The following is a 20,609-nucleotide window of genomic DNA, read 5'->3' on the forward strand; positions in this document are numbered from 1 at the left end:
AGCCGGCCGAATGAGCCTAGTCGGTGGGAATGAACAACTCTGTTTCGAATCCACCCTCGGGACGGTTCCTCACCCTGATCCAGCCGTCGTGCGCCTCGATGACTTTCTTGGCCAGAGACAACCCTGTTCCTGAATTCACCTTGTCCTGCAAGGCCCGATCCTTCGAGTGAAAAAAATCGTCGAATACAAACGGCAGGTCTTTTGGCGCCACTCCGGGACCCTGATCTTTAACTATAATACGTATGCCGTTGGGTGCTCCTTGAAGAGCAACCGCGACCGACCCACTATCAGGGCTGAACTGGATCGCATTATGGATCACGCGCCGGAACGCGCTCGTAAGCAATTCCTTGTCCGCCTGAACCGTGATGTCCGGCTCAAACGCTTGCAGGACCACCTGCACGCCTCTCATCTCCACCTTGGATCGGGCTGTTTTCACGGCTTCTTCGAGGACGGCCTTGACCCTCACCGGGCCTAAACGTTCCTTGGCTATTCCTAAAGCCGCGTTCTCGCCCATGAGCCAGTCGCCGAGCAAGTCGAGATGAGCACGCACTCGAGTTAAAGCCCTTTGGACAAGTTCCTTCTGTTTTTCATTCAATTCGCCTACGATGCCCTCGGCCAACACGGCGAGAAGCTGCTGAACCGCGGCTAACGGAGATTTCAGCTGGTGCGCCATGAACAGCATTCGATTCCTGATCGCCTGTGCCGAACCCTTCTCGGACGGAGGGAAACCCAACTTCCGCGGATCCCCGGAGTTTCGTAGAAAACCGCCCCACTGCGTCAGGAAGAGCGAAATAAGGTCAAGCTCCCTGCCGGAAGCCCCGGCAGGGCCGTCAACCAGAATCAAGCCCCCAATGGGGCGATTCAGATTGAGAATGGGAATATAGTCCAGCCGGGAATGTTCACCTAGCGCCCGCGCAAGAGACCCTGCCGAAGTCTCCAATGTTTCCGTCCCGACTCTCCGGGATGTGTGGCGAACAAAATGCAACAGCCGCTCGTCCCGGCCGTCGAAATCCGGAATCTCAGCCGGGACGGAATTCACACAGAGCAGTTCCCTACCTTCGTCATCAAGAAGGAAAACGTATGCCCTTTCAGTGGATAGAATCCGTGAAAGCCCATCGAGCAGACGATCAAGCATCAGAATCCTGTAGCAGGACGGCGACTATCTAGTATCGAGGAGTTTTTCGATCAAAGATTTCAATTCCTTGAAGTTCACCGGTTTTTCCACATAGGCGTCCGCCGAATTTTCCCCGTCCCCTAAGTACGCTTCGACAGCCTTCCGTCCCCCCATGGCCGTAAGCAGTACAACACGGGTCCGTGCGCATCCGGTCACGCCGCGGATCGCCTTTGTGAGTTCGCGGCCGTCCATGTCCGGCAAAACCAGGTCGAGCAGACAGAGGTCGGGGGCCGCCCTTGCGGCGGACGCAACGCCGGTTTCGCCATCGTAGGCCGTTGTCACCTCGAAGCCTTGGGCGTCGAGAAACAACTTGACGGTTTCTACCATGTCGTAGTCATCGTCGACGACCAAAATGCGCACAGCCATTCTCTTCACTTAGCGAAAAAGAGGACAGACTACTCTTTACTCCGATGACGAACACACATGACGGTACACGGTGCTTTTCTCACCACTTTTTCCGCCGTGCTTCCGAAAAACACGTGCGCCAATCCGGTTAACCCTTGGGAGCCCACGACGATCAAATCGACATCGTTCTGTTCAGCGAAGTCCACAATTCGATTCGACGGGTATCCGTTCTCGACGCGCACTTCGTAGTTGGTATATCCGTCCAAGCGCGCTCCGTAGGTTTCCGCCATCTTTTCCTGTGAAGAGTTCATCACCTGTTCGGTAAACTCGATGGACGAGTAGTTAGGGACGAACTCCTCGAACGCAGGCGATGGCGAAACGATCGGTGGGATCACATGCATCAGAAAAAGCCGCGCGCCGTTGGTTTTCGCCAGTTCTAGAGCGACATCGAAAGCCCGGTCCGCGCCCTCGGAAAAGTCCGTACAAAACATGATAGACTTGAAGAGCTTCATATCAATCCTTTTCCCCAACCTAGTTTATTTGCACTTTCAATCAGTTATACGATTCTACAGTACGGGCGTCGGATAGTCAACGAATTCCGGAAGGCCATGGAATGGTTTGTATCCCTAGATTATATTATGCTCGGAATGATAACCCTGAACCTGGTGCCCCGGTCCGGCTCGCTTTCCACTTTTATGGTACCCAAATGCGCGTCTACAATGCCCTTTACGATGTGAAGCCCCAAGCCGGAACCGTCGATCTTTCGGGTCTTGTCACTTCGGACCCGGTAAAACCGATCGAAGATCTTAGGTAAATCCTCTTGCGAGATCCCGATGCCGGTGTCGGAAACCTGTATCACAAGACTATCGTCCCCCCTGCCCGCACATACGCGGACGCTGCCGCCCTCCTTGTTGTAGCGGATGGCGTTCGAGATCAGATTCGTCACCACCCCTTCCATATGGAGAGGATCCGCCAATATGAGCGGCAGGTGTTCGGGCATTTCAACGATGATCCTGCACCCTTTTTCCACCGCGCGAACACGCATCAGATCCACCACCCGCTCGATAATGGGCCGCATGTCCAACTGCTCTTTGTTCAAAACCAGCGTGCCGGCCTCCATTTTTGACAGATCCAACAGGTTGTTCACCAACTTTAAGAGGCTTGTGCTTCGTACATTGACTCTTTCCAGAGCGTGTTGCTGGGCTGCGTTGACGGGTCCGAGGGTTTGCGACAATAAAAGGTCCATATTCTGAAGCACGGCCGCCAGTGGAGCCCGCAACTCGTGGGCCACCATGGCGACAAAATTGGACTTCATTCTTTCAACCTGCTTGATATATCCGATATCTTGAAGCACCGTGACGGTGCCCATGGGCGTTCCCTCTTCGTCTTTTACCAGACCCGTACTCGCCCGCACATAGATATCCTCTCTCAGCTCCATCTCTTTGGTAATGGAAGTAACGGCTGAATCCGACAACTCGAGTACTTGCTGGACCATGTCGGCAAGCATGGCATTATCCGTGGCGTCCAGTAGTTTCTCGCCCAACAGCACTTTTGATCGAAGCCCCAGTAATCGAGCGGCGGGGGCGTTGTTCAGTATGATTTCGCAATTGTTATCGGCGATAATGACGCCGTCGGTCATAGCTTGAATAATGGTCGAAATTCGGCTCTTTTCCGTGGCAATGTCCCGGAGACTTCGAACCCGCTCCTCCCGGAGGTATGCCGCTTCCCTCTCGAGGCGGATTTTTTCCCAGGCGCGACTTACCGTAAACCGCAATTGATCGGGCATGAAAGGCTTTGTAATAAAATCGTACGCCCCGCTTTTCATGGACTGGACCGCCGTCTCGATGGTTCCATGGCCGGTAATGATGATAATCAGAACCTGCAGGTCCCGTCTGGCAACCTCCTTGAGTACGGCCATACCGTCCATCACCGGCATCTTCAAATCCAACAGCATGATGTCGGCGTTCTCGCCGATGAGCAGGTCGAGGCCCTCGCGGCCGTTCGCTGCCTTGAACACCTGATAGCCGTCTTTCGAAAGCGCCCGGTCGCACCCTTCCCGAATAATCATCTCATCGTCCACCACCAGCACTTTCGGCTTTTCGTCCGTCATCGCGCTTTGCCCGCCTTGGCTCTAGGACCGTTCTTGCTGCCGGTCATCTATTGTCTTTCCGAGTTTGAAACAGGTAGTTCCACCCGAAAGGTCGCACCTTCTCCCAATCGGCTTTTCGCCGAAAGGTTCCCTCCATGTCGACGCACAATTCCATAAGCGGTACTTAGGCCCAAGCCGGTGCCCTTTCCGACTCGTTTTGTCGTAAAGAACGGGTCAAAAATCCTGGGAAGATGCTCTTCGGATATGCCGCTTCCGGTGTCCTCGATTTCAGCAACGATCATGCTTCGCTCTTTGTCATAATAGGATCTGAGCGAAAGCGTTCCTTCTCCTTCCATGGCATCGACGGCGTTCACCACCAGGTTGGTGATGACCTGATTCATGAGTCCCGGATCTCCCTCGGTGGGCGGCAACCGGGGGTCGAGATCCATGGAAACACGGATGTTGTGGAACAGAGATTGATTCTTGAACAGAGAAACCACCTTGTGAATGCTCTCGTTCAGGCTGAATCGAGTGCGTTCCTTACCGGACTGACGGCTGAAGTCCAACAGATTCTGGACGATCTCCTTGCATCGAAGCGTCTGATCGACAATATGCTGCAGGTCTCCTTTGCGCATGTCATCGTCCATCCCTTCGAGAAGGAGGCTCGCGTACATCAGGATTCCCCCCAGAGGATTGTTGATTTCATGCGCAACACCCGCTGCCAGCTTTCCCAGAGAGGCCATTTTTTCGGATTGAACGAGCTGCAAGTGCGTTTCCTCAAGTTCCCGCTCCATCCTCAACCGTTCCCTCAAGTCCGTGAAGATTCCGACCGTGGCCACCTCTTCTCCGTCTTCATAGATCATGGCCGCCGACAGATTGCAGGGGATCTCCTCGCCCGATCGGTCCCTAAGGCGCACCTGTATGGTCGTCAGCTTGCCTTTACCTCCATACTCGTCGCTTCGGATCTTGGACATGACTTCCCGGGCCATTTCAGGAGTAGCATAAATCTTTTCTATATGCATTTTGCCCACAACTTCGTCTGCCCTGTAGCCCAGCAACTGCTCGGCGCCCTCGTTGAAAATCAACACGCTGCCTTTGGTATCCGCGCCGAGAATACCATCGACCGAGCTCCTGATGATATTGGACAAAAACGTGTTGGACTTTCGCACCTCGTTCAAGATTCTGAGGTGTTCCGTTTGATCGCTCAATTGTACGAACAGCTTCGGGCCTTGCGGGGTCCGGTGAGACCCGATGCACACTTCCGCCTCCCGGATGGTCCCGGCCGGCGACTCCAGCATAAGCAAGGCGCATCTCCTTGGGTAGTCATCGGAGGCCTTGCACAAACGCTCGTGCAGGCGAAACCACGATTGCCGGTCGGCCTCGTTCAGCAGCGATGGGAATTGGGCTCCAATCAGCCGCCATCTCTCCATTCCGGTCATTTCACTTGCCAGCTGATTGGCGTACTCGACCCGGAAGTCCTCGTCCAACACCAAAATTCCGTTGTTTCCCATCTCGAAGAGAAACAGCACCAATGACTCGAGCCACCCCTGCTTTGAACCGCCTTCTTCCGCGGAACTACGCTCCAACTGATCCAGCCACATCAAACCCAGATCCTCATGAGACACGAACAAACTCCTCTATCGGGCTGTTATTTTGACGGGACCGGCCTACCGCTCAGGGAATCGGGACCCTGGCGCCGGTGAGCAGGTACTTCAGGTCGTCGTCTTCGAACCGAAGTCCGACTCCAACAAAGAACGACTCCTCGCTCTGGTCGCTGAATGCGTCATCATAGCCCGCTGTCAGATACATATGATCGAACAAGTTAGCGTCTACGTAGAACTTGACGTGAGGATTCCGATCCTTGTTAAAATCGAAGGCCTCAGCGGTCAGTTTCACATTGTCGTCAAACAGATAATGGTCCAATCCGAACCCGCCGGTGGATTCGAGCACGCCTCCACGAATCACCGTATCATAGTACCGCTTGGCAATCTGCGCGGAAAACTTCAGCTCATCTTCGTCCACCTGATTTTCGGTCATACGTTCGAAGGTCGAGCTGCCGTCCGGAAGGTACGTTACCGTTTCCGTAGTCTTGGTTCGAAGCCTTCCACCGGGATCGTCCACAATGCTCAGCAGGTAGTATTTGTCGAACGTAGGCTGGATGCGAACATCCAGATACGACTTTACGTCATCGCCGCTGAACAGGTATTCGCCGCGGTATCCTACGAACAGCCTGAACCGTTCGGCTCGCGCCACCATTGCGTTCAGACGGGTCAGTGTTTCGTCCAATGTTTCGGCCGTGCTCGGATCGTTCACCAACTTCCCGATGGTGCCCTCTCCCCGGCTGATTTTCCCGGATATCTCTCGCAGTGACACCAGGGTCTCGTTCAGTTCATCCACCGTGCTTTCATCGTATAGAAGTCTGCCTAAGGAGCCTTCCCCTCTGCCCACCTTATCCACTATGGCTCTCAGAGACGCCAGCGTTTCTTCGATGGTTTCGGAAGCCGCCTTCACATTCGTAATCAACGCCGTAATATTTTCTTTGTTGACTCCACTCAGGTCTTTCATATCGCTGGAGAAGTCCCTGAAATTCACCATGATCTGTTCCAGGTTCTCTGTATTCCGTTCCACCAGCGCGTTCAGAGATTTGGTCACCTTCTTGGTGTTTTCCAGTATTTCGCGAAGAGCCAGTTCACCCGCGTCCCCTCCCAGCGCGTCCCGGAGCGACGCCGTCACAGCCTTCACGTCCTGCGCAATGGATGATAGCTGGATCAGCAACGCATCCACATCCACCTGGGACGTCGTCTTATTTATCGCATCTCCCGGTCCGAGGGGAGGCTCGTTTCCCTCACCCGGGATCAGCTCGACAAAGCGGTCCCCCAGCACTCCGCGGGTTCGAATCATGGCTTGGGTATCCCGACCCAGTTGAACGCCCGAACGAATCTTAAGGATAACTCTGGCTTTGCCTTGGTAAAGCTCGATCCCCTCCACATACCCCACCCGGATGCCGGCGATTTCAGCCGGCGTATCCGGCTTCAGGCCCGAGGCGGTGTCAAACACGGCTGCAAGGTCATAACCCCGCTCTTCGGCCCTTTTCGGTCCCCCCACTTTCAGCGACATATACACAACCAACAGCAGACCAACCGAAACGAACAAACCGACCTTGACTTCCGGGGTAAACTTGGCCATGCCGTTCCTTAAAGCCGGGCGGTTGGATCCCCCGAGCGGCAGCGGAGAAAATCCCGGACCAGGGGATCCGCGCATGCGTCGATCTCTTCCGGCGTGCCCTCGGCCACAATTGTACCTTCATTTAACAGGGCTATACAATGCGCAATCCGCATCGTGCCGGCGATGTCGTGACTGATGACCACCGCGGTGACGCCCAAGGCGCTTTGGGTCTCCCGGATGAGATTGTCGATAGCCTCCGCCATAATGGGATCCAGACCGGTTGTGGGCTCATCGAACAACAGAACCTCGGGGTCGAGCGCAATAGCCCGGGCCAGTCCCACCCGCTTCCTCATGCCTCCGCTCAGTTCGGAAGGCATCTTTTTTCCCGTGCCCGGCAAGCCCACCATCTCAAGCTTTTGAGCAACCATCTCGCCCACGATCCTGGTGCTCAGGTTGGTGTGTTCTTTTATGGGAAACGCCACGTTCTCGCCAACCGTCATCGAATCGAACAATGCTGCGTCCTGGAACAACATACCCATACGTCGCCTGATGGGGTCCATCTCCCGCTCGTTCATTGCAGCCAGATCGCTTCCAAAGACCCAAACGCTCCCCTTGTCCGGACGCACCAGGCCGATCATGTGCTTCAGCAAGACGCTTTTCCCCCCGCCACTGCGCCCGATGATGACCGTAATTTTTCCGGGCTGCACCTTCAAGTCCACGCCTCGAAGCACCTGTTGGGAGCCAAATGACTTGTGCACACCGGTCAACTCGATCATGGGTATCTCGTATCGTGACTTGCCGTGCTTTAAAAGGTGAGGGCTGTAAAAACATAGTCCGACACCAGAATCAGCACGGACGATATCACCACGGATTGCGTCGTGGCTCGTCCCACGCCCTGGGCGCCGCCACGGGCGCCAAGACCCTTGTAGCAACCGATCATACTTAGAATCAGTCCAAAAAACATGGACTTATATAGTCCATGCAGGATATCCCCGATCACCACGTAATCCTGGATCTTTCCTATGAACGTACCCGAGTCCAGCCCCATGAGGTCCACTGCCACAAAGTATCCCCCCGCAATGCCGATGAAATCCGTGAGCCCCGTGAGCACCGGTGTCATGAGTATGCCCGCCAGCACGCGGGGCGCCACCAAATGCTTCACCGGATTGACGGCCATGGCCCGCAAGGCGTCGATCTGTTCGGTGACCTTCATGGAGCCCAGTTCCGCCGCCATAGCTGAACCGGCCCGGCCCGTAACCATTAATGAGGCCAGCACGGGGCTCAGCTCCCTGGTGATGGATAACGTCACTACGGGGCCCACCAGGCTCTCCGCGCCAAAGAGATGAAATCCCTTGTAGCTCTGCAGGGCAAATACCATTCCCGTAAAAACCCCCGTGAGGGTCACCACGAAAATGGATTTGACCCCTACGAACTCCATCTGTGTAAACAGGTTGCGGAACCGAAAAGGAGGACGAAACATCCAATAGGCGCACTGACCCGACAGGATGAAAATCCTGCCCATTTCCTCAACGAACTGGATGGCGGCCCCACCCAGTCGGGCGATAAGCGCGAGCATCGGTTTCCTTCGGACTTCTGACGATTTTCCCTTGTATATTAAACGACTTCTCATTCGTCAAGCCTGCAGGACGATGGACCGGCAATCCACCGCCTACGGGCGCTTTTGTCGGGACGACTCGAATGGAGATTGGCCAGGTTGAACGCACGGTGCGCCCTGCCGGGCGCACAAACGAAAACGCCCCGACGTACTGTCAGGGCGTTTCAAATCCTTGTTCCAATTCACATCAACATCTTGTGACCTTCTTGGCAACAGGTCCCCGCTCGCTTTCCTCTACCTCGAAATCCACTTTCTCACCTTCTGCAAGTGTCTTGAATCCCGGCATGTCGATGGAAGAAAAATGTACGAATACGTCCCTTCCCCCTTCTTGCTCTATGAAACCATAACCCTTCTTGTCACTAAACCACTTCACAATCCCTTTCGCCAAAACGGTGACCTCCTTCCAAACGGTTCAGATTCCAGTTCCTATCCTCAGGTCGTAGCTCCAGCAAAAGGAACTCCTTTTCAGAGCGGCGCCGACCTCCTGAACGAATCATGAATATACCCGAAAGTGACTACGCATCGCAGCCGCTAGAGAAGGGCCATTAAAGCATCTATACAATACATCATTCTACTATAATGATCACGACTTTTCGTCAAGGAATCTCTCGATCTTCGCCTTTTCCTCCAATCGATCCACATAAAGCTCTAATTCCTGCTCGGTCTTCTGCCGCTTAAGAAAGGCCTCGATCTGGCCTTTAATCGTATCATAGGGCACCTTGCCCGGGGGTTCTATTTCCAGCACCTCGATCAAATGAAGTCCGAACTCGGTTTCGACTACCCCGCTTCGTTCTCCGGGCTTCATTGAAAACACCGCGTCTTCGAACGGCTTGACCATCTGGCCCCGACTCACGCTGCCGAGATCCCCGCCCTTGTCCTTGCTCGGACAATCGGAGTATTCCTTGGCCAGAGCGGCAAAGTCCTCGCCTTTGTCCAACCGCGTCTTGATGTCTTCGATCTTCTTTCGTGCTTCGGCTTTTTTTGCGTCGTCCCAATCTTTTTGCATAGTCACCAGAATGTGCCGGGTATGATACCGCTCCGGCTGGGTGAAAAAGTCCGGATTCTCGTCAAAATACTTATGCATTTCCTGATCCGACACGGTTATGTTCCGGATGACATCGCGATCCAGCAGTTGCTTTGTGGCCAGCCCTTTCGTGACCTGAAGCCTCAAGTCTTTCTCGGACAACCCTTTCTCCGCCAGAGCAGCCTGGAACTCCGCATCTCCCGGGAACCGTTTCTTCACAGAGTCGATCTTCTCGTTGACGGTTGCTTCGTCAATGACAATTCCCGCTTCTTTGCTTTTCTGGTACAGCAACTCCCTCTTGATGAGGTTGTCCAGAACTTCCCCTTTCATAGCCTCGACGCTTAAGCCCTGCTTGGCAGCCCCGAGTTGCTCCATTCGCGCTTTGGCGTTGTCCAGCTCCCGGTTCAAATCCTCCTGCGTGATGACAGCCTCATTTACTTTGGCCAATACGACCTCTGACGGCGGCTTTTCAGCAAGAACCCCAGAGGAAAAACCCGAAAAAAGAAGCGCGGTTGCCATGATAAAAACGATTGGCATGGACCAGTTTCCCATTTATTGTTCTCCTTTTCGATTTCAAAAAAATACATCGGAATACCTCGAATCCATCGGAATGCGTTCTAAGGCCATGCCTTACCCGCTTTCCGGCGGTATACACACATTGACTCGCCGCATATGCGCTGTGGGATCGTCTAAAAACAAAGGGAGAGGACATCCTTTGACGAGGTGATGAGAAAGGCGGCCGTCCGGTTTTTCTCAGGGATAACAGGCCGTCCGGCTTTAAACCCATAGTGAGCAGGATCACAAGCAACACTACCGACGAATAGATGAGGGCATAGCACCAAGTCACGAGAAGGGCAAGCACTATTTGGTTTAGCCCTTTCAACCGCCGGGCCTTTTTTCTCTTGATTTGTGGAAAACAGATGGTTAAGAAGGGTAGATCAAATCTTGGGGGATCGTCTAGCGGCAGGACGGCAGACTCTGGATCTGTCTACCGAGGTTCGAATCCTCGTCCCCCAGCCAGCAATTTCAGGGGGTTAGCTCAAAAGCTGGTCCCTTTATTTTTTCCAGCAATCGAGTAGCAATCACGAGACACGTAAACACCCAGCTTCTGAGTCCAGTTCGGCACCTAATTGACGGTTTCTCGTCATCCGGTTTTGGCCATGTTCCGCCTCTTGAATTCTAGCCCAAATGGCGCTAAACTCCCTTCCATTCCCCACAACCCGTTTCCTTCCCCAGCGCAGGCTACACGCCATTCAGAAGCTTATCCATGTCGTATTCTGTGTTGGGTAATGGTTAGGTGGCCGGGAAAATAAGAAACGGGCTTAGAAATCGAAAAAAGCGCCGTTTAGCCGTTCCACCGTCTATGGAGCCGCTGTCCGCAAATCAGCTACGGCCCATCCATAGGAAACATCGAAAAAGTGGAAGTTCGATCCCAGTCACCCAGTCGGCGGCGGGTACTGACAGAGCCACAGATAACAGCAGGTCCAGGCCTCAAGTATATCGAATGAAGTTTTCACTATCTTGCATCACAGGATAGCTGGCAAACTTGGCAAGTATGGTGCATGTCTGGCGATTTGGGGCTATACCACATGTTGTGTCCATCCCGATTCCTACCGACTTATACACCCTCTCCCTTTGTGAAAGATCCCGAGCTTGTCGAGGGGGAGAGGCCGGGGGCTTGCCACGGCGTTTTATCCCGGCGTAGCCTGGCGAAGCGGGAAGCTCGGCAAAGCCGGGTGAGGGCGCATTGCTCAATTATTGAGCAATGGGTGGCCGCATATTGCGCAATTTCTGCGCAATCTTCAGATACCGACTCCACCGCGAAATCGCAGAATCCTATTAAATTGTATCAGTTATTGTATTTGGCACGTAACCTGCTCGTAATACAGACAGAGATCAAGGCCCCTGCAAGAGTGCCAGATTTGGCCCCTTCGATCAGGGACCAACAGCATGAGTTACGGCCGGAGGTCTGTAGGGGCGGTTCGCGAACCGCCCTTACAACGGAAATCGATGCGACATAACCGCCGATCCATCCGATTGCACGGGTACGATTATTCTCGGGCGGGGGTGTATTTTGTGACCATTTGCGCCTGGAATCGGGAATGTCTGTTCGGGGACGCCGTGGACGGGAAACCGATTTTGAACGATTTCGGCCTAAAGGTTGCAGAATCGTGGGAATGGCTGGCGACACGACACGGTTATGTGGACTTGGATGAACGGGTCATCATGCCCAATCATTTGCATGGGGTTATCGTAATTACCGACGTCCTTGAGGGCGGTTCACGAACCGCCCCTACGAAAAACCGCAAACCCATCGGTCGTTTGGTCGGCGCATTCAAAACGGTATCCACCAAACGCATCAACGATCTGCGCGGCACCCCAAGCGCCAAAATAGGACAGAGCAATTATTACGAACACATCATCCGCAATGATGACGAACTGAACCGCATCCGGGAATATATCGCCAATAACCCTGCGCAATGGGATGTAGATCGGGAAAATCCGACCGTTGTCGCAGGGGCTGGTTCTAAACCTGCCCAGGAATGGAGCTGACGATGGAACATTATTCCAACATGCATTCGCTCGCGACACCGCGTTGACAGGAGGCGCAAGAGTATTCAGCCGGCGGCAAGTCGCTTGTCGAGACGGGGTGAACAAACTGAAAATGAATATCGACTTAATTTGATTGGAGAATAAAGGTATAAAAACATGGATGGCCCTATTACGTCCACAACCTGATGCCGAGTCTGAAGCACAGGAACATCTTGCGTGCCTTTCTATTTGTGAGATAATGGAAGATATGGGTGTCAATCTGCATCTAATGACCATCTGATTTCGAAAAAGACATGGCCAGAGTGGAAAAGGAGCGAAGAAGGACTTGATCGACCGTCCTCATATGGGTCTCAAGCATATTCTGCATCGAAGCAAACATGGCCCTGAACCAAGAAACAGAACAAGACGAGACAGGTATGGCGTCCACGGGACATCCTCGGAACATGTCCCCGGAACACGAAGGTGACTGACACGAAAGCGGAAGTGACAGCATGACGAAGATTAGAAAAATCAAGAATCATCCCGCTGTTGACCCTAAAAAACCAAGCCTTCTTCGGCGAGAAGCGCTTCTCGAAGAGCTGCGAAGAGCTGAAGAGGCCATGAAGCCTTTTCAGGAGATCCAGGACGCGATGAAAGAGTGGGAGCAATCTCAGAAGGCATTGCGTGAGGCGATGAAGCCTGCTGAGGATATCCGCGACGTGATCAAACAGATGCAAGAATCTCAGAAGGCGTTGCGGGAAGCAGTTACTCCTTCCCGCAAGTACACCGTGCTAGATGCAGGATTCATTCCGCGATGCGCCTTTGAAGTGGATGATGCCACACAGTTTCGCCTGAGCTTCATTCTCTCGCTCATTGATATTTGTCCGTACGGAGTTCATGATCTTTCTCGCGTACAGCTTGATTCTACGTCCAAACTTCCTAGATTCAACATGCCATTTGAATTGGGCCTGTTCCATAGTGCTAAGCATTTTGGCTCGTCGAACCACAAACGCAAACAATGCCTTATCCTTGAGACCGAAAAATATAGGTATCAGAAGTATATGTCCGACATTGCAGGGATGGACATTACGCCGCACGACAATTCTCCAGATAAACTGATACTTGCATTGCGTAACTGGCTCGTTACGGCCTCGCGCCGAAGAACGATTCCTCCTGGCGAAATGATCAAGACACGGTTCCGTGCTTTTCAATCGATCATCCGAAAAGCATGCCGAAAAAAGGGCATTGATTACGGCGCAATGCCCTTTATAGAGCTCGTTCAGAACATGACTGACTGGCTGAATATAAACCAGATTATCCATGCCCCACTATTCAACCAATAGAGATGAATGAGAAAGGGATCGCGAATAATAAAGTAAGGAAACTATTCGCTGACCCGGCATCCGCTTTTCACTCACGGGGAATGAGGACGCCCATGTTGTTAACCTTTGTAGGAATTCATTCCACTTGATGTGAGAGGACCATTGCACGGAAAGCTAGAATAGACGGGCCAGGGGATCTGCATCATGTGATCGTCAATGGGATCGAAAGACGGAAGATATTCCGGTCCGATGGAGATCGGTTGAATTTCGTTAACCCCGAAACGAACACCGATTGTTTCGCCTGGGCTATTCTGGAAAACCACATTGATTTCTTGTTCAGAACCAATCGACGGGTATCACCCACGCCAACGAAGTGACGGCATTCGGTAAATCGCCGCAAACCCCCAAGGCCAGGACGCTCTTATGTTATTGGGCGTATGGAGAGCTTTAGATAACCGCCACCGAGATTGCCGGGAGGCCCAAGATCACTCAACCGGTGGCAAGTCGCTTGTCGAAACGGGGTGAACAGATTGAAAAAGACTACCGATATCATTTGATTGGAGAATAAAGGTATAAAAGCATGGACGTCCCCACGTCCCTTCTAACTTTTTGACACACCGGACGCTCGTAATCTCGCTCGGGTGAGGAACCCGTTCGAAGTGCAACGGAGAGTGACTCAACGATGGAAATTAATAATCTGCATGACCTCTTAAATGCTGTTGAGAAAACTGAAAAATCATTTCGGACTGAGGTTTGGTGGCGAGGACAGACTCAAAGCTGGCCGCTCATGGCAGGAATACATCGTCCCGATTTGGGCGCTGATGAGAATAGATCGCAATGTGAAAGGGATTTAACAATAAGGTTCCTACATGGGGCAATGACGAGACATACTCACTGGCCTGAAGGTGATTATCCAGTCCAACTTGCAATGATGCAGCATTATCGGCTTCCAACAAGACTTCTCGACTGGACAGAGTCTCCATTAATAGCATTGTTTTTTGCCGTACAAAACCATGATGATGAGCCGGGAGTATTATGGGCATTAAATCCATCGGCGCTTAATTTTCAAGAGTTTCGGACAAGAGATTTATTGCCTCCCTATAGGGAAGATGTCATAGGCTTATTTCAAGCCCCTTTTGGGGTCGCCAAGAAAGACATCCATCGTATAGCCTCTGTTGTTATACGGCACGTAGATGTTAGGATGACCGTGCAATTATCAGCTTTTACAGTTCATGGAGCAAACACTCCCCTAAATAAACACTGTGGAAAAGAGTCATTCCTGTTTAAGTATGAGATTCCTTCGAAATCGAAGCAATTATTACGTTTGGAGTTGATTGGGATGGGCATAAGGGAATCTAATATTTTCCCTGATTTGGATCACTTGGCAGATGAGTTAAGAAAAATGGCCAAACTTAATCTCATTACTGGTCTTTGATTGGCATATAACCCGGGGACATCACACCTATTTTTGACATCGGCACGTTTGTTTGACAGAAACTGTCTATGCCCGGACTCACACGTGTTGTGGTGCCGGGAAGGTGTACGGTGTTGATTTTGCGCGTTTCTATTCTTCAGACTTGGGACGCCTTACTAATCTTTAACCAACGAAAGACCATCATAGCACGCAAGGGGCTGAGAGGAGATGATTGACTCACTCCCAAACAGATTGCCATACGCCAAGGTTACTCCCGGGCGTCTCTACAACATATTGTACCCCCCAGCCTGCCCCAAAAATCAACAATCCCGCTGAGATAGACGCGCCGAAAGGCCTTCCCAATGGGTGAAAATTCGCATACCTATGTAGAACATCTTATAGCATTTGTCAGAAATATATTCCGTTTGGTTAGAGATTGGGCACAAGTGAAACTAGACATTTGTGAGCATGTGTGGCACAACGTTGTGCATGGCGCAACGACTGATAGAAGCCAATCCGGAGAACGGGACCATCCTTGAACTCAAGGAGATGGATCGTGTTGGTTCTAGCGAGACAGCCTTGAGGTGTACGGCCATTCAAATGCTCCTGACTGGCATATCGCGAGCTCAGGCAAGTAGGCTTATAATAAATGGAAGTCGAGTGCGTCGAGGAAAGGGGCGAAAAAAACCGTGACGCGGAAGCTATGGGTGGATCCTCCGGTTCTTGATTTCGGATTGCGCACAAGTTAAACCGGAAAACCGCATATCGTTCGTTGGCGGGAGCTGATCCGCAGGGCAAGAGCCACGAAGCCGTGTCCTTGACTTTTGGGCTGGTTGCCAATTAGCCTATTCGTGTAACAAGCCTAAGATGTTCGGCCAAGGAGGGCCGGTCCGAATGCGGCGAGTGCTCATCGTGCATTATCACTTCCTGCCCGTCCACAACGTGGCCGTCAAACAGCTTGTGGGCTACATGCGGCGCCTGCCCGCTTTCGGATGGGAGCCGGTTGTGCTCACTCGCGATTGGCGCAGTATGGAATTCGAGGACCCGTCCTGGGGGCTGAGCTGGGAGCCGGAGATCGAGCGTGGACTCGACGTGTCCATTCACCGAGTTGCAGATCCGCCCCACCCGCGCTTTCGGCGGGCGAAGCTCGACGATCCGTGGCCGGTCCGGAAAGCGCGCACCTTCGCTCGAACGCTCTTAACGCCGCCATTCTCAAAGCGAGCCACCATTGGTGGATGGCGCCGGCCGCGGCGTGCATCGCGGTGTCGCCCTACATGGCGAAAACCCTTTCGCAGACCTACGGCAAGCACGTGGAAGTGGTCCTTGCCGGATACGATCCCGACGAGTTTCCCTCCGAGCCGGTGTCTTCATCCGCACAGCGCACAAATTTCGTCGTGTCCCACGTTGGTTCTTTATATCCCGGAGACCAACGGCCCGAGATCTTCTTCGACGGTCTGGACCGATTTCTGGAGGCGCATCCCGATGCGGCGGCGTTGCTGGAAGTCCGTTTCGTTGGTTCGAAATGCGAAGCTCAGTTGGCGCGGATGCTTCAGGACAGACCCTGCGCGCGTGTATGCACCATCCTGCCCAAGGTCGAATCGCCGCGCGCCGTCGAGATGGTGCGCGAAAGCGATATTTTGCTGGCATTCAACTGCACCAAATTCCGCGACGGACACGGCGCCATGAGCCATCCGACGAAGATTTTCGAAGCCTTTGGGGCGAGACGACCGATATTGGCCATGCCGCCCGATGGCGATTGGGTGGATGCGCTGCTTGCTCGAACCGGCGGAGGGGTCACGGCGGGCGACGCACGCTCGGTCGCATTGGTGCTCGAGGAGTGGTTTTCGGCCTGGCGATCTTCCGGCAAAGCGCCTTATGGCGGAAAACCCGAGGTGCTCGCCGACTTCACTGTCTATCGGCAGACGGAACGACTGGCGAGGGCTCTGGATTTCGCCTGCAATTCCAGCGACGCGAACAGGGCTGCGTGAAATAGGGTTCCGCTTCAGGCAAAGTCCGTGAAAACAGGACAAGACATTCCGCCGATGGCGAAGGCTCGGTGTGGATACGATCCAACCTGCAGGAATAGACGTATGAATGGGATACTGTCCCGGATCAAATACAATCGGGTTACAGCCTCATGCTACGATATCCTTCTCAGGACCAGATACACACAGCCTGATATGTATATTTTCGTGGCGTCTACGGGACGATGCGGAACCCTGACCCTGGCTTCAATCTGTTCAGCCTTAAGAAATTCCGTTGCATTACACGAACCTCTGCCCGTCATGTTCGACGACTATGCGCCGGGCCGGGACAGAAAACAATACTTCGAATCCCTCTTCTACATTAGAAAACGCATCAACATCCGCCGTTCCTCCGCAAACAAAAACTACTACATTGAGACGAATCATCAGTTCGCCAAGAATTTTCTTCCACTCGCCGTGGATTATTTCAGGGACAGATTGAGAATCGTGCACCTGACTCGGGACCCTTTAAGCGTAGGGGTTTCTCTTTATCGGATACACTCGATCCCGGGAAGATCGGCCTTGGCCTCCTCCTACCTTATCAGCCCGTCCGACACATCCAACTTGATTGCCATGGAAGATCTATTCTCAGGGAATGGAAAACTCAACCATGATATTTGTAGATGTCTGTGGTATTGGTATGAAGTGGAAACACGCATAACAATGCATAAGAAAACGTACCCGGACGTATACTGGCGCACGGTAACTACTGAAGATCTGAACAATTATGATTCCATGATTCAGATGTTCGCATCCTTCCGGATCCCCGAGACCGATATCGACGTACGGAAGTTGAAATCGGCCGTTGGCAGAAAGAATAATCAGAAGCTGGAGTACAAAACGAACCGGATCGACGTCGATCTCGCGAGCGACCTGCACGAACAACTTCTTCTCGAAATGGAAAGAAGATATGGAAAAGGGTTTTGGATGTCGCGGGAACCCGTTGCGGAGTCCGGCCTCAAACATTGTCCCATCCATAAAGGCTTAGGTATAACAGGCTGTTGAAAAACGCGGTCCGCGGTCACGCCAACGGCGTGACGCTTCATCCCTCGTCACTGCGACGTACTCTATGTACGCCTCATTCCTAGGGATTTGCGCGCCTTGCATCTCATCGTTCTTCAACGGCCTGTAACAACCCGGCCTTTTCAACGGGCTGGTAAAGCAGACTACGACGGTGTAATGAAGATGGAAGGAGACAAAGTGACCTCGTCCGATCGTTTCAGCATCAATACGCATAAAATCGTCCATGAAGTGATCGATGATGAAGTAGTTATAGTCAATTTTGACAATGGGAATTACTACAGTCTGAATGGAGTAGGCGCTGACATCTGGCGGCTTATAGAGAAGAACGCTGCCTTGATGGAGATTGTCGAGGAACTCAAAGGCAGGTATGAAGGAGACCCGGTCAAAATAGCCGAAGAAGTAACCCAACTGATGGCCGAGCTAAAAAGGGAAGAACTGATCGTACTCAACACGGACGAGAATCGCGAACGTGATAAAGACAAGAACAGGGGTCCGGCGGTTGGCCGGAAGAATAACAAGCTCCCCTTCAAACGGCCGGTCCTCGAAAAGTACACGGATATGAGCGACATGCTGTTACTCGATCCGATCCATGAAGTGGATGAAACGGGTTGGCCCGCCTTAAAAAAGGAGGGCAAGTAGTGCGAACGTGCGAACTTCATTCGCGGAAAGTGCGTGTTGGATATAGGGTATGACTCCGGATTCCAAAGCCATCACTTTCTTCCGCAGCGCCTTTGAAGCCTTTCAGAGAGCGGAACGCGACATGAAGATCACCGTCGATCGTTTCTATTCGATTGGAGGATACTCGATCCGATTGCGCTTTGCAGGCTCGGCCTTAGTACCGCTCATGACACCCGCCTTGGAACATTTGGCTACGACACATCACGGGTCGCCATCACTCACCATTTGCTTATGGGACAGCGAATCCACTGGAACCGTTATGCCGGCGCCTCCGTGGTCCTTGGAAGATTATTCCGCCCGAGGAGAAGTTCAAGCCCACGATGATGACCGTTATTTCGCCGCGTGCCATAAGGGATCCGGCGCTCTGAGCATTCTGGATAGAAGCGCGGGATCAGCTCTCTGGTGGATTCGGCGCGCCTCCCTTGTCCCCTTCTACGAGACCGGGGCGCCCCTGTTGACCATTCTCCACTGGTGGATGCTAGGGCGGGGATTACAGGTTGTGCACGCCGGTGCGGTTGGAACACCGGAGGCCGGAGTGTTGCTGGTGGGCAGAGGAGGTTCCGGCAAATCCACTGCATCTCTTGCTTGTCTGGGCTCTGAACTGCTGTACGTGGGTGACGACTACTGCCTGGTGCGCACGGCCTCCGATCCGTTTGTGTTTAGTCTCTACAACTCGGGCAAGCTCGATCCCGATCAGATCAAGAAATTTCCGGACTTGACGTCGGCTGCCAACAATACGGATCGCATCGCAACTGAAAAGGTTCTATTCCTCCTGAGCCGGCATTATTCTTCCAAAATCATAAGAGGATTTCCAATTCGGGCGATCTTCGTGCTTCGTATAACGGGCCGCCCCGAGACCACATTATCGGCTATTTCGGCGGGAGCCGCGTTAAGAGCGGTCGCGCCGAACACCCTGTTTCAATTGCCGCATGCAGGACGTTCGACGTTCCACGAGATCGCCGCACTCAGTAAACAAGTTCCGTGCTATCAACTGAATGTTGGTAGTGAACTGCAGGGCATACCCGAAGTGATCCTTAATTTTCTATCCGACGGTTGAATCATGAGAGTTCTTTATTGGACCGGATCCTTTTGGCCGCGGATAGGAGGTGTGGAAGTATTAAGCGCGCGGTTCCTGTCCGCCATGCGAGAGCGCGGATATGAGTTCATTGTGGTGACGGCCGAAAACCATCCCGGTCCAAGCCATAGGGAATGCGATCACGGTATTCCGATATATAGACTGCCCTTCGGCGCCGGATTGAGCGATCACAATCTTAAGGAAGTGAAGGAAACAATACGACGAGTAATCGAGATAAAGAGGACCTTCAATCCGGATATCGTCCACTTGAATTCGATTGATGTCAGTGTTTTTTTTCATCTGCTAACGGACACAGCCTACCCCGCCCCTTCGTTGTTTACGGTGCACTCCCTGCCGCCGAATCAGAGTGGGACTCATACGTTGATGAAGAAGATGCTATCCTCGGCCGCATGGGTAACGACAACGTCGGAAGCTATGCTGCGGGCCGTACGTAATCTTGCGAGCGAAGTTACAGCCCGATCGTCCCTGATCTATAACGGTCTCCCTCAACCGGATGTTCAGCCTTCTCCCTTGCCGTTCGCCGGCCCTCGCCTTTTGTGCATTGGACGAATCGTGAGGGATAAAGGGTTCGACTTGGCCATGGATGCGTTTGGGGTTGTAATCGATCGATTTCCCGCGGCTCGACTGATTATCGCAGGAGACGGCCCGGCGATGGCGGACCTCGATCAGCGGGCCGCAAGATATCGACTATCAGGGGCTGTCGAATTCATCGGTTGGGCACCCCCGGAAGAAGTTCCGGAGTTAATCAACACCGCCACAGCGGTGATCATTCCGTCGAGATGGGAAGAACCGTTCGGGCTCGTCGCCCTCGAGGCGGCACAGATGGGTCGGCCGGTCGTGGCCGCTCGAGTTGGCGGCCTGGCTGAGATCGTCGAACACCAAAAGACCGGATTACTCTTTGATAAGGAAGATAGCGCGGCCCTGGCCAAGCAAATCATCTTCCTGCTCGAACACAAAGAGGCGGCGACACAGATGGGACTGGCGGCCAGGAAAAGAGCCGAGGACACATTTAGTTTCGAACGCTTTCTGGATGCCTATGAGGATTTGTACCAAAAATTGGTAGGTTCCCCCGGAGCGCTCTGAATTCGTTAGGCCATGGAGACGGAAG

Annotated in this window: 18 protein-coding genes and 1 tRNA gene; 9 read left to right on the forward strand and 10 right to left on the reverse strand. The window is 53.0% G+C overall.

The window, feature by feature from the left end; all coding sequences use genetic code 11:
* Positions 1-16 precede the first annotated feature (16 nt).
* The 10 genes from HY788_06020 to HY788_06065 form a co-directional block, all read right to left on the reverse strand.
* Entirely contained in the window at positions 17-1,135 is a 1,119-nt protein-coding gene (locus HY788_06020; protein ID MBI4773727.1) for a hypothetical protein, read from the reverse strand.
* Positions 1,136-1,159: 24 nt separating this feature from the next.
* On the reverse strand, positions 1,160-1,534 hold the full coding sequence (locus tag HY788_06025) for a response regulator (protein ID MBI4773728.1): 375 nt from the start codon (positions 1,532-1,534) through the stop codon (positions 1,160-1,162).
* Positions 1,535-1,569: 35 nt separating this feature from the next.
* Positions 1,570-2,031: a universal stress protein gene (locus HY788_06030; protein ID MBI4773729.1), complete on the reverse strand. Its 462-nt coding sequence runs from the start codon at positions 2,029-2,031 to the stop codon at positions 1,570-1,572.
* A gap of 119 nt (positions 2,032-2,150) precedes the next feature.
* Positions 2,151-3,629 carry a response regulator gene (locus HY788_06035; GenBank protein ID MBI4773730.1) on the reverse strand — a complete coding sequence of 493 codons (1,479 nt, stop codon included), beginning with the start codon at positions 3,627-3,629 and terminating at the stop codon, positions 2,151-2,153.
* Between the two features lie 47 nt (positions 3,630-3,676).
* Positions 3,677-5,233: a PAS domain S-box protein gene (locus HY788_06040; GenBank protein MBI4773731.1), complete on the reverse strand. Its 1,557-nt coding sequence runs from the start codon at positions 5,231-5,233 to the stop codon at positions 3,677-3,679.
* 49 nt (positions 5,234-5,282) lie between these two features.
* Complete coding sequence (locus tag HY788_06045) at positions 5,283-6,794, reverse strand: MCE family protein (protein MBI4773732.1); 1,512 nt, start codon at positions 6,792-6,794, stop codon at positions 5,283-5,285.
* A gap of 8 nt (positions 6,795-6,802) precedes the next feature.
* Positions 6,803-7,549 (reverse strand): ABC transporter ATP-binding protein, encoded by a 747-nt coding sequence (locus tag HY788_06050; GenBank protein ID MBI4773733.1) that lies wholly within the window; start codon positions 7,547-7,549, stop codon positions 6,803-6,805.
* Between the two features lie 29 nt (positions 7,550-7,578).
* Positions 7,579-8,349: an ABC transporter permease gene (locus HY788_06055; GenBank protein MBI4773734.1), complete on the reverse strand. Its 771-nt coding sequence runs from the start codon at positions 8,347-8,349 to the stop codon at positions 7,579-7,581.
* Between the two features lie 226 nt (positions 8,350-8,575).
* A complete protein-coding gene (locus tag HY788_06060) occupies positions 8,576-8,776 on the reverse strand; it encodes a cold shock domain-containing protein (protein ID MBI4773735.1) in 201 nt (66 codons plus the stop codon).
* A gap of 195 nt (positions 8,777-8,971) precedes the next feature.
* Positions 8,972-9,949 (reverse strand): peptidylprolyl isomerase, encoded by a 978-nt coding sequence (locus HY788_06065; protein ID MBI4773736.1) that lies wholly within the window; start codon positions 9,947-9,949, stop codon positions 8,972-8,974.
* Positions 9,950-10,358: 409 nt separating this feature from the next.
* On the opposite strand from HY788_06065, the gene HY788_06070 reads away from it, so the two are divergent.
* The 9 genes from HY788_06070 (at position 10,359) to HY788_06110 (ending at position 20,584) form a co-directional block, all read left to right on the forward strand.
* Positions 10,359-10,432, forward strand: a tRNA-Gln gene (locus HY788_06070).
* 990 nt (positions 10,433-11,422) lie between these two features.
* Entirely contained in the window at positions 11,423-11,965 is a 543-nt protein-coding gene (locus HY788_06075; GenBank protein MBI4773737.1) for a transposase, read from the forward strand.
* A 491-nt stretch (positions 11,966-12,456) separates the two neighbouring features.
* Positions 12,457-13,287 (forward strand): hypothetical protein, encoded by an 831-nt coding sequence (locus HY788_06080; protein MBI4773738.1) that lies wholly within the window; start codon positions 12,457-12,459, stop codon positions 13,285-13,287.
* Between the two features lie 661 nt (positions 13,288-13,948).
* Positions 13,949-14,701, forward strand: coding sequence for an FRG domain-containing protein (locus HY788_06085; protein MBI4773739.1), 753 nt, complete (start codon positions 13,949-13,951; stop codon positions 14,699-14,701).
* 1,136 nt (positions 14,702-15,837) lie between these two features.
* Positions 15,838-16,668 (forward strand): hypothetical protein, encoded by an 831-nt coding sequence (locus HY788_06090; protein ID MBI4773740.1) that lies wholly within the window; start codon positions 15,838-15,840, stop codon positions 16,666-16,668.
* A gap of 102 nt (positions 16,669-16,770) precedes the next feature.
* Positions 16,771-17,709 (forward strand): hypothetical protein, encoded by a 939-nt coding sequence (locus tag HY788_06095; protein ID MBI4773741.1) that lies wholly within the window; start codon positions 16,771-16,773, stop codon positions 17,707-17,709.
* 180 nt (positions 17,710-17,889) lie between these two features.
* Entirely contained in the window at positions 17,890-18,366 is a 477-nt protein-coding gene (locus HY788_06100; GenBank protein ID MBI4773742.1) for a PqqD family protein, read from the forward strand.
* A 49-nt stretch (positions 18,367-18,415) separates the two neighbouring features.
* Positions 18,416-19,462 carry a serine kinase gene (locus tag HY788_06105; protein MBI4773743.1) on the forward strand — a complete coding sequence of 349 codons (1,047 nt, stop codon included), beginning with the start codon at positions 18,416-18,418 and terminating at the stop codon, positions 19,460-19,462.
* A gap of 51 nt (positions 19,463-19,513) precedes the next feature.
* Complete coding sequence (locus HY788_06110; GenBank protein ID MBI4773744.1) at positions 19,514-20,584, forward strand: glycosyltransferase family 4 protein; 1,071 nt, start codon at positions 19,514-19,516, stop codon at positions 20,582-20,584.
* Positions 20,585-20,609: the final 25 nt, after the last annotated feature.

Source organism: Deltaproteobacteria bacterium (assembly GCA_016208165.1).
GTDB lineage: Bacteria > Desulfobacterota > Desulfarculia > JACQYL01 > JACQYL01 > JACQYL01.